The sequence below is a fragment of the Streptomyces sp. CC224B genome (genome assembly GCF_030010595.1).
Taxonomy (GTDB): Bacteria; Actinomycetota; Actinomycetes; order Streptomycetales; family Streptomycetaceae; genus Streptomyces; species Streptomyces longispororuber.
The window spans coordinates 1-10,755 of record NZ_JASCXL010000185.1 but is presented as its reverse complement, the minus strand read 5'-3'; the positions used below and the strand labels follow the sequence as shown (position 1 = coordinate 10,755).

Annotated in this window: 5 protein-coding genes; 2 read left to right on the top strand and 3 right to left on the bottom strand. The window is 73.8% G+C overall.

What is annotated here, in order from left to right; translation table 11 throughout:
- Positions 1–1,362 (top strand): PQQ-binding-like beta-propeller repeat protein (locus QK440_RS39700; RefSeq protein ID WP_282798132.1); only part of this gene is annotated, 1,362 nt, incomplete at its 5' end.
- A gap of 166 nt (positions 1,363–1,528) precedes the next feature.
- Positions 1,529–4,276 (top strand): alpha-glucan family phosphorylase, encoded by a 2,748-nt coding sequence (gene glgP / locus QK440_RS39695; protein WP_282798131.1) that lies wholly within the window; start codon positions 1,529–1,531, stop codon positions 4,274–4,276.
- 125 nt (positions 4,277–4,401) lie between these two features.
- On the opposite strand, the gene QK440_RS39690 is transcribed toward glgP, so the two are convergent.
- The 3 genes from QK440_RS39690 to QK440_RS39680 all read right to left on the bottom strand — a co-directional run bounded on the left by QK440_RS39690 (position 4,402) and on the right by QK440_RS39680 (position 10,629).
- Entirely contained in the window at positions 4,402–6,048 is a 1,647-nt protein-coding gene (locus QK440_RS39690; protein ID WP_282798130.1) for a M4 family metallopeptidase, read from the bottom strand.
- A 284-nt stretch (positions 6,049–6,332) separates the two neighbouring features.
- Positions 6,333–8,003 carry a M4 family metallopeptidase gene (locus QK440_RS39685; RefSeq protein WP_282798129.1) on the bottom strand — a complete coding sequence of 557 codons (1,671 nt, stop codon included), beginning with the start codon at positions 8,001–8,003 and terminating at the stop codon, positions 6,333–6,335.
- 439 nt (positions 8,004–8,442) lie between these two features.
- The gene (locus QK440_RS39680; protein ID WP_282798128.1) at positions 8,443–10,629 is read right to left on the bottom strand and encodes an ABC transporter transmembrane domain-containing protein; all 2,187 of its coding nucleotides are present in this window, start codon (positions 10,627–10,629) and stop codon (positions 8,443–8,445) included.
- Positions 10,630–10,755 lie beyond the last annotated feature (126 nt).

The window sequence follows — 10,755 nt, the reverse complement described above, 5'->3', positions numbered from 1 at the left end:
CGGGCCTGGATCGCCGCCGCCGCGCTCGCCGCCGGGGCGGTGACCGCCGCGGCCCTGCTCCTTCCGGGCCTCGGGGACGGCGCCGAGGAGGCCCCGAGCGGCAAGGGCCCGGCCGGGGGCGGCCGTACCGGAGGGGAGGCCTCCGGCGGCACCGGAGGCGGCGGCTCTCCCGCGGGCGCCGGGGACGGCGGCGGGCCGCGCGTCGTCACCCAGCACGGCAACGCCCTCCGCGGCGGCGACCACGGCCGCGACGGCACCCGCGCGAGCGCCCGCCCCGAGGGCTGGAAGCCCTGGACCGCGCCCCGGCCCAAGGCCCTGGACACCATGGGCGACGGCTGCGTCCTGGCCCGCACCACCCTGGTGTGCCGCGACGGCAAGGGCGCGGCCGCCGCCTTCGACGCGGCGACCGGCCGCCACCGGTGGACGAGCCGCGGCTTCGACGGCGCCGAGGGGAACCTCACGGGGCTGCACACGGTCGCCCCCGAGGCCGACGCCGACGGCCGCGCCGTCTACGTGCCGAGCGAACTCGGCGTCACCAAGGTCGACGTCACCACCGGCGCCCGCCGCTGGCAGCGGCGGGCCGGCGGCGAGTCCGGGGTGCTCGCCATGGCGTACGCGCGAGGCGTCCTCTACGTCGCCGAGCTCCGCCTCGGCCCGTACGGCCCCGACGACCCGCCCGGCACCGCCGTGATCCGCGCCCGCTCCGCCGCCGACGGCCGCGAGCTGTGGCGGTCCAAGGCCCTGCCCAAGACGTCCGCGTCCCTGGTGGTGAGTGGCGGGCGGGTGTTCACCGCCCTGGAGAAGGGCGGCGTCGTACGCCTCGACGCCCGCACGGGCGAGGTCGCCCGGCAGGTCGCGGTGGACTGCGGCCAGCTCCTGCTGCGCGCCGCCGACGCGGTGCTGTGCTGGCAGGACGGGAAGCCGGGGCTGCGCGAGCTCGACCCCGCGACCCTGCGGACCCGGCGCGTGCTCGCGCCCGAGGTGGAGGTCTCCGCGCCCCGGCCCGTGGCCGGTACGGGCGGCGTCCTCGTCGTGGCGAGCGCCAACGACGACCCCGTCGTCGACCACCACCTGAGCGGTTACGACTGGCGCACCGGCAAGCGGCTCTGGCGCTACGGCGCCCCGACGGGACTCAACTCCCTGGCCCTCGCGGACAATAGGGTGCTGTCCACGGGCGACGCCGAGATGCGCGGCCTGCGCCTCGACGGCGACGTCGGCACCCTGCGCCACAAGACCGTCCCCGCGGACCCCGCCGCCGACCGCATCCCCGGGTGGGCCCGCTTCGGCCGCCCGCTGTACGTCGGCGGCGCCGTGTTCACCACCACCTCCGACGGCACGGTCGTCTCCGGCTACGCGCCCTGACCGGCCGCGCGCTTACCCGCCGCCCTCGGCCGCGCCCGGGACCCGGCGGCGGGGGCGCGCCGCCGGGGCCGCGGCTCGGGGCGGGCGGCCGTGCGCCCCGTGGTGGCGAGCCGCGCCACCCCCTACCGTCGATGCGTCACGTACGTCCTCCGACAGAGGTGCCGCCGTGAAAGCCATCCGTCGTTTCACCGTACGTCCCGTCCTGCCCGCCCCCCTCGCCCCGCTGGCCGAACTCGCCCGCAACCTGCGCTGGTCCTGGCACTCCGGAACCCGCGACCTGTTCCGCGACGTCGACCCCGTCCTGTGGGACGCGGCGGGGGACCCGGTGCGGCTGCTCGGCTCCGTGCCGCCCGCGCGCCTGGCCGAACTCGCCGCCGACGACGACTTCGTACGCCGCCTCGGCGAGTGCGCCGCCGACCTGCACGCCTACGTCACCGGCCCTCGCTGGTACCAGGAGCACCAGGAGCACCAGGAACGCCACGAGCACCGCGAACGCCACGAGCACCAGGAGGACCAGGAGGACCGGGAGGACCGGGACCGGCAGGGACGTCCTGACGCGGCCTCCGGCGGCGGGCTCCCGGCCGCCGTCGCCTACTTCTCGCCCGAGTTCGGCATCACCGCCGCCCTGCCGCAGTACTCCGGGGGCCTCGGCATCCTCGCGGGCGATCACCTGAAGGCGGCCAGCGACCTCGGCGTGCCCCTCATCGGCGTCGGCCTGCTCTACCGGCACGGCTACTTCCGCCAGTCCCTCACCCGCGACGGCTGGCAGCAGGAGCACTACCCCGTGCTCGACCCGAACGAGCTGCCCCTGACCCTGCTGCGCGAACCCGACGGCACGCCCGCCCTGGTGCGCATCGCGCTGCCCGGCCACCGCGCCCTGCGCGCCCACGTCTGGCAGGCGCAGGTCGGCCGCGTACCGCTGCTCCTGCTGGACTCGGACGTCGAGGAGAACGACCCCGGCGCCCGCGAGGTCACCGACCGGCTCTACGGCGGCGGCAGCGAGCACCGGCTGCTCCAGGAGATGCTGCTCGGCATCGGCGGCGTCCGCGCCGTGCGGGCCTACTGCCGGCTCACCGGGCACCCGGAGCCCGAGGTCTTCCACACCAACGAGGGCCACGCGGGCTTCCTCGGCCTGGAGCGCGTCCACGAGCGGGTCCGGGAGGGCCTCGCCTTCGACGCCGCCCTGGAGGCGGTCCGCGCCGGCACCGTCTTCACCACCCACACGCCCGTGCCCGCGGGCATCGACCGCTTCGACCGCGAACTGGTCGCCCACCACTTCGGGCCCGAGGCGGAACTGCCGCACATCGACGTCGAGCTGATACTGCGCCTCGGCATGGAGACCTACCCCGGCGGCGAGCCCAACCTGTTCAACATGGCCGTCATGGGGCTGCGCCTGGCCCGGGGCGCCAACGGCGTCTCCACCCTGCACGGCAGGGTCAGCCGGGAGATGTTCCAGGGCCTGTGGCCCGGCTTCGACCCCGAGGAGGTGCCGATCACCTCCGTCACCAACGGCGTGCACGCGCCCACCTGGGTGGCCCCGGAGGTGTTCCGGTGCGGCGCGGGCCGGATCGGCGCGGGCCGCACCGACCAGGCCCTGTCCGTCGGCGACGACGAGCGCTGGGACGCCGTCGCGGGCATCCCGGACGGCGACATCTGGCTGCTCCGCCGCGAGCTGCGCGCCCAGCTCGTGTACGAGGTGCGCCGCCGGCTGCACGTGTCCTGGCGGCAGCGCGGCGCCGCCACCGCCGAGCTGGGCTGGATCGACGAGGTCCTCGACCCGGACGTCCTCACCATCGGCTTCGCCCGCCGCGTCCCCGCGTACAAGCGCCTGACGCTGATGCTGCGCGACCGGGACCGGCTGATGGAGCTGCTCACGCACCCCGACCGGCCGGTGCAGATCGTCGTCGCGGGCAAGGCGCACCCGGCCGACGACGGCGGCAAGCGGCTCATCCAGGACCTGGTGCGCTTCACCGACGACCCGCGCGTCCGCCACCGCATCGTGTTCCTGCCGGACTACGGCATGGCGATGGCGCGCAAGCTGTACGCGGGCTGCGACGTGTGGCTGAACAACCCGCTGCGGCCGCTGGAGGCGTGCGGCACCTCCGGCATGAAGGCGGCCCTGAACGGCTGCCTCAACCTGTCGGTCCTGGACGGCTGGTGGGACGAATGGTTCGAGCCGGACTTCGGCTGGGCGATCCCAACGGCCGACGGCACCGCCACCGACGAGCACCGCCGCGACGACCTGGAGGCGGCGGCCCTGTACGACCTCCTGGAGCGGCGGGTCGCGCCCCGCTTCTACGAGCACGGCCCCGAGGGCCTGCCCGACCGGTGGATCGAGATGGTGCGGCGCACCCTGACCCGGCTCGGCCCGAAGGTCCTCGCCGGGCGCATGGTCCGCGAGTACGTGGAGCGCCTGTACGCCCCGGCCGCGCGCGCCCACCGGATGCTCGACGCGGACGCCGCCACCGCGCTCGCCGCGTGGAAGAGCCGGGTGCGCGCCGCCTGGCCGCGCGTCGCCGTCGACCACGTGGAAACCGCCACGACCGCCGCGACGGCCGGGACCGCGGCGCTGGGCGCCACCGCCGAGCTGGGCGCCACGGTCGCGCTGCGGGTGCGCGTACGGCTCGGCGAGCTGACGCCGGACGACGTCGAGGTGCAGGCCCTCGCGGGGCGCGTCGACCCGGAGGACCGCATCACGGACGCCACGCCGGTGCCGCTGAAGCCCACGAGTGGGCCGGACGGCGAGGGCGCCCTGCTGTACGAGGGCCCGCTGACCCTGGACCGCACCGGCCCCTTCGGCTACACGGTCCGCGTCCTGCCCGCCCACCGCCTCCTGTCCGGCCCCACGGAGCTGGGCCTGGTGACCCTCCCGTCGGAGGCGACGGGCGAGGCGGCCGGGGTCCTGATGCGCTGAGCCCCGACAGGGGCGCGGGGAACCGCGCGCCGAGCCACAGCAGGCCGGCGGACGAAGGACAACGTGGTGCGGGCGGCATCCAGGGGATCGACACCCTGGATGCCGCCCGGCTCAACGGGGGCGTGCTACTTGACGTTCACACCCTTCCAGGCGGCAGCGACACCCTTCCACTCCGCGGAGTTCGCCCCGTAGAGGTCGGCCGCGGCCTTGAGCGTGTCCTTGCGCGCCTGCGCGTAGTTCGTCGTGGACGTGAAGTACGTGGTGAGGGCCTTGAACCAGATCTTCTCGGCCTTCGCCCGCCCGATGCCGGTGACCTTGGAGCCGTCCTTGGTCGGGCTGTCGTACGTGACGCCGTTGATGGTCTTCTTCCCGCTGCCCTCGCTCAGCAGGTAGAAGAAGTGGTTGGCGATGCCGGACGAGTAGTGGACGTCCACGTTCGCGGCGTTGCTGCTCCAGTAGTCCAGCGAGGAGCCGTCCTTGGAGGGCTTGTCCATGTACCGCAGCGGGGAGCCGTTGCCGTTGATGTCGATCTTCTCGCCGATGAGGTAGTCGCCCTGGTCCTTGGCGTTGGCCGCCTTGAACTCGACGGCCGCGGCGAAGATGTCGCTGGTGGCCTCGTTCAGGCCGCCGGACTCACCGCTGTACTCCATGTTGCCGGTGGCCGCGGTGACGCCGTGGGTCATCTCGTGGGCGGCCACGTCGATGGAGGTGAGCGGCTTGGCGTTGCCCTCGCCGTCGCCGTACGTCATGCAGAAGCAGGAGTCCTGCCAGAAGGCGTTGACGTAGTTGTCGCCGTAGTGCACGCGGGACGTGGCGCCCTTGCCGTCGCCGCGGATACCGCTGCGGCCGTGCACGGACTTGTAGTAGTCCCAGGTCAGGCCCGCGCCGTAGGCGGCGTCGACGGCGGCGGTCTGGGTGTTGGTGGGCTTGCCGGTGCCCCAGACGTCGTCGGCGTCGGTGTACAGCTTGCCGCCGCTGGAGCCGTGGTTCAGGTCGTACGTCTTGTGGTTGCCGCGCTGGGAGTCGGTGAGCTGGTAGGTGCTGCCGCTCTTGACGGAGCCGACCTCCACGTCGCCGCTGTACTGGCTGTGGCCCTTGCCGTTCTCGACGGCCTGGTGCTGGAAGAGCTTCTCGCCGGTGGCGGCGTCCGTGACGACGTGCAGCTCGCTCGGCGTGCCGTCCTTCTGCACGCCGGTGACGACCGTCTCGTACGCGAGGACCGGCTTGCCCTCGGCGGCCCAGATGACCTTGCGCGGCGCGCGCGGGTCGGCCTTGAGGGTGTCGCCGTCCTTCGCCGCCGTCGACTTGGCGGCCCTGGCGACGGCCTGGGGGGCCAGCTCGGCGTCGGTGGAGGCGACCTTGACGGTGGCCTTGGTGGCCTTGCTGACGCCCTTGAGGGAGCCGTCCTTCGCGGTGTGGACGACCAGGTCGCCGCCGAGGACGGGGAGGCCGGCGTAGGTGCGCTCGTAGCGGGTGTGGGTGGTGCCGTCGCGGTCCTTGACGATGTCGCGGACGACGAGCTTCTCCTTGGCGCCGAGGCCGATGCGGTCGGCGGTGCCGGAGGCCTCCGCCTGGGCGTCCTGGAGCAGGCCGGCGCGGGCGGTGGCGGTCAGGGGGGCGGGCGCGGCGGCGGGAACGGCCGATGCGGCGGATCTGTCGAGGTCCGGCTGGGCGGAGGCACCGGTGGTCAGTCCGGTGGCGAGCAGCGCTCCGGCGGCGACGGCGGTGGCGATGGCCAGCGTGGAACGCTTCTTCGCTATGTGGGGGGTCACGCATGCTCCTTGTGTGGAGGCCCGGGTGGCATGGGGGACCACCCGGGCCGAACTGGTGCTGTGCGGGAGAACTGTTGTGCCGTGTGGGAGCAGCGTGCCATTTGAGCCAGGTACATGTCATGACCTTGATTGAATGTTGGCCAGATCGCGTTCGTTGGCCGATGGTCAAGGTCCGGCATGCGAACAGTGCCTGAACGCCCCGAGGCGTTCACCTCTCGCCCGGGGCACCGCTCCGGAAGGGTGGTGGGAGCAGGGCTCTTCCGGAGCGGCGTCCGTGCGCCGCCCTAGGGGCGGGTGCCGACGTTCACGGCCGCCCAGGCGTTGGCGACCGCGGTGTACTCGGGGCTGGACGTGCCGTACAGCTCGCCCGCCGCGGCCAGCGTGCCGGTGCGCGCCGCCGCGTAGTTGGTGGTCGTGTTGAACTTCGTGGTGAGGGCCCTGAACCAGATCTTCGCGGCCTTGTCGATGCCGATTCCGGTCACGGGCTTGTTGTCATACGTCGGCGAGTCGTACGTGACGCCGTTGATGGTCTTCTGGCCGCTGCCCTCGCTCAGCAGGTAGAAGAAGTGGTTGGCGATGCCCGAGGAGTAGTGGACGTCGACGCTGCCGGCCCGGCTGGACCAGTAGTCCAGCGAGGAGCCGTCCTTGGAGGGCTTGTCCATGTAGCGCAGCGGCGTGCCGTTGCCCCGGATGTCGATCTTCTCGCCGACCAGGTAGTCGCCCACGTCGTTCGGGTTCTTGGCGTTGAACTCGACGGCCGCGGCGAAGATGTCGCTGGTGGCCTCGTTCAGGCCGCCCGGCTCGCCCCGGTACTGCATGTTGCCGGTGGCCGCGGTGACGCCGTGGGTCATCTCGTGGGCGGCCACGTCGATGGAGGTGAGCGGCTTGCGGTTGCCCGAGCCGTCGCCGTACGTCATGCAGAAGCAGGAGTCCTGCCAGAAGGCGTTGACGTAGTTGTTGCCGTAGTGCACCCGCGAGGAGGCGCCGCGGCCGTCGTTCCTGATGCCGTTGCGGCCGTGCACGCCCTTGTAGTAGTCCCAGGTCAGCGCCGCGCCGTAGTGCGCGTCGGCGCCCGCGGTCTCCAGGTTGGTGGGCTGGCCGTTGCCCCAGACGTCGTCCGGGCCGGAGAACAGGGTGCCCGAGCCGGACGTGGAGCGGTTGAGGTTGCGCGTCTGGTGGTTGCCGCGCGCGGTGTCGGTCAGCGTGTACTGCGAGCCCGACTGCTGCGTGGTGAGCGGGACCTGGCCGCTGTACTGCGTGTTGCCGGTGCCCTGGTGGACGGCCTGCCACTCGCCGAGCTTCTTGCCGGTGACGGCGTCGGTGACCACGTGCAGCTCGTTCGGCGTGCCGTCCTTCTGCAGACCGCCGACCACGGTCTCGTACGCGAGCCGCGGCGCGCTGTTGACCAGCCAGACGACCTTGCGCGGCTCCTTGGCGGCCTTCAGCTTCGTGGAGCCCTCCGCCTTCGAGGCGCGCAGCGCCTGCTTCTCGGCGGCGGAGGCCTTGACCTGGGCGGCCGTGCGGACGCCCGTGAGGCGGGCCGTGGAGGCGCGGTTGACGTCCTTGACCTCGCCCGCCTTGTCCGTGGCGACGATCAGGTCGCCGCCGAGGACGGGGAGTCCGGCGTAGGTGCGCTCGTAGCGGGTGTGGGTGGTGCCGTCGCGGTCCTTGGCGACGTCGCGGACGACGAGCTTCTCCTGGGCGCCGAGGTTCAGCGTCCTCGCGGTGGCGGACGTCGCGGCGTCCGCCTCGCGTATCAGCTCGGCGCGCTGCGAGGGGGAGAGCTTCTGGGGCAGGGACCCGCTGTCCACCCGGGTGGCGGCGGGGGCCGGCCCGGCCGTGGCGGACGTGGCCTGGACGGTGACGCCGAGCAGCGCGGCGGCCGCGGTGACGGCGCCGATGGCGGTGGCGCGCGTACGGGTGGAGCGCTTGCGGGGTGTGGGGGATGTGCTCAACACGGACTCCTTCTGCGCGACCGCGGGGTGCGCGGCCTGAGGCGACCCGGCGGCGAGTGACCGGCCGGGCAGAGCAGGGCAGTACGTGGTGCGTGACGCGCGCCGCGCCGCCTGGGTGGACGCGCCGCGCGCGGGAGCCGCCGGTGCGTGAGCCCCTGTGCGACTGATGAGGGGAAGAGTGCCATTCGAGACAGGTACATGTCATTCCGTTGGTGCACTTTGGCTGGAAAATGTCCGGTGCGTGGATCCGGGCGTCCGGTATGCGGGCGCAAAGCCCGCTCGTCGACGGGTGGTTGGGCAGGCCGGGCCCCCCGGTGCCCGGCCCGGCGCGGCGGATGCATCTCAGCCGGGCCGGGCCCCTCCGCGGGCCCCGGCCGGTGACCGTCCCGGCCCCCGGAGAGCACGCGTACCGGGAACCGGACCGGTACCCGGGACCCGTTCAGCCCACCACGCTGTCCCGCCAGGCCCGGTGCAGGTCCGCGAACGGGCCCGTGGCCGCGATGAGTTCGGCGGGGGAGCCGTCCTCGACGACGCGGCCGTGCTCCATCACCAGGACCCGGTCGGCGATCTCCACCGTGGACAGGCGGTGCGCGATGACGACCGCCGTGCGGCCCCGCAGCACCGTGTCCATCGCGCGCTGCACGGCCCGCTCACCGGGGATGTCCAGGGAGCTGGTGGCCTCGTCCAGGATCAGCACGGCCGGGTCGGCGAGCAGCGCGCGGGCGAAGGCGACGAGCTGGCGCTGCCCGGCCGAGATGCGCCCGCCCCGCTTGCGCACGTCCGTGTCGTAGCCGTCCGGCAGGGAGGCGATGAAGTCGTGGGCGCCGATCGCCTTCGCGGCGTGCTCGATCTCCTCGCGGGTGGCGTCCGGGCGGCCGAGCGCGATGTTCTCCGCGACCGTGCCCGAGAACAGGAACGCCTCCTGCGTGACCATCACGACGCCGCGCCGCAGCTCGACCGTCTCCAGCTCGCGCAAATCGACCCCGTCGAGCAGGACGCGGCCCTCGGTGGGGTCGTAGAACCGGGCGAGGAGCTTGGCCAGCGTCGACTTGCCCGCGCCCGTGGAGCCGACCACGGCGACCGTCTGCCCGGCCGGCAGCGTCAGGTCGAAGCGCGGCAGCACCTCCCCGCCCGTCCGGTACGCGAACCGCACCCCCTCGAACTCCACCGTGCGGCCCGGGTGCGCGGAGCCCAGCGGCGGCAGCGGCCGGGCGGCCTCCGGCGCGGGCTCGGGCACCGAGGGGCGCTGCGCGAGCAGGCCCGCGATCTTCTCCAGCGAGGCCGCCGCCGACTGGTAGGAGTTGAGGAACATCCCCAGCCGGTCGATCGGGTCGTACAGGCGGCGCAGGTACAGCACGGCGGCGGCCAGCACGCCGAGCGCGAGGGTGCCCTGTGCGACGCGGTACGCGCCCCACAGCACGATCCCGGCGACCGCCGTGTTCGCGACGAGCCGCGAGCCCACCACGTACCGGGCCATCTCCAGGATCGCGTCACCGTTCACGCGCTCGTGCCGGCGGTTCAGCTCCTCGAAGCGCTCGTCGTTGGCCCGCTCGCGGCGGAACGCCCGCACCGGGCGGATGCCGTTCATCGTCTCCGTGAACTTCACGATCAGCGCGGCGACGGCCGTGGACCGCACCCGGTACACCGTGCCCGCGCGGCGCTGGAAGAGCCGGATCAGCAGGTACAGCGGCACGAAGGAGGCCACGGCCAGGCCGCCGAGGCCGAGGTCGAGCCAGAGCAGCATCGCCGCGATGTACACGAACGACAGGATGACCGTGAGCAGCTCCTGGAGCCCCTCGCTGAGCAGCTCGCGCAGTGACTCCACGTCCGTGGTGGAGCGGGAGATGAGCCGCCCGGACGTGTACCGCTCGTGGAAGTCCACGCTGAGCGCCTGCGCGTGCCGGAAGATCCGCCCGCGCAGGTCGAGCAGCACGTCCTGGTTGACCCGCCCCGACGCCACGATGAACGCGTACTGGAGCGCGCCGGCCACCGCCGCGCACAGCGCGTACCCGACGCCCACGGCGATCAGCGGGCCGTGGTCGCCCGCGCGCACGGCGGGCACGGCCTTGTCGATCGCGTACGCGACGAGCAGCGGGCCCGCCTGCACGACGGCCTGCTGGAGGAGGAGCAGCACCGCGGCGAGCGCGACCCGGCCGCGGCGGGGCGCGAGCAGCGACCGCAGCAGGCGGCGCGTCGCGCCGGGCGGGGTGGGCAGCGCGTCCCGGTCGAAGGCGTCCCGGCTGCTGCTGCCGCTGTCGCTGCTGCTGTCGCTGCTGCTGTCGCTGCTGCCGTCGCTGTCGCTGCCGTCGTCGCTGTCGCTGTCGCTGTCGCTGTCGCTGCCGCCGTTGCCGGTGGCGCTCGCGCTTCCGCGGGGGCCGCCCGCGCTTGCGAGGGGGCTGTTCGCGCTGCCGTGAGGATCGTCCGCACTCGTGTGGGGGCTGTTTGCGCTGTCGCGCGAGTCGTCAGCCGACGCAGGCCGCTCGTCCGTCGGCCGGGCCGCCGGGTCCGGTACGTCGGTGGCGGCCGGGGTATCTGGGGTGCCCGAGCCCTCTGGGGTGCCCGAGCCGTTCGGGGTGGCCGGGGTGACTGAGGTGGCCGGGCCGTCGGGGCCATCGGGGGCGCGCAAGCCGCCTGGGGTAGCTGGGCCGTCCGGGGTGGCCGGGTCGTCCGGGCCGTCGGGGGCGCGCAAGCCGCCTGGGGTAGCTGGGCCGTCCGGGGTGGCCGGGTCGTCCGGGCCGTCGGGGGCGCGCAA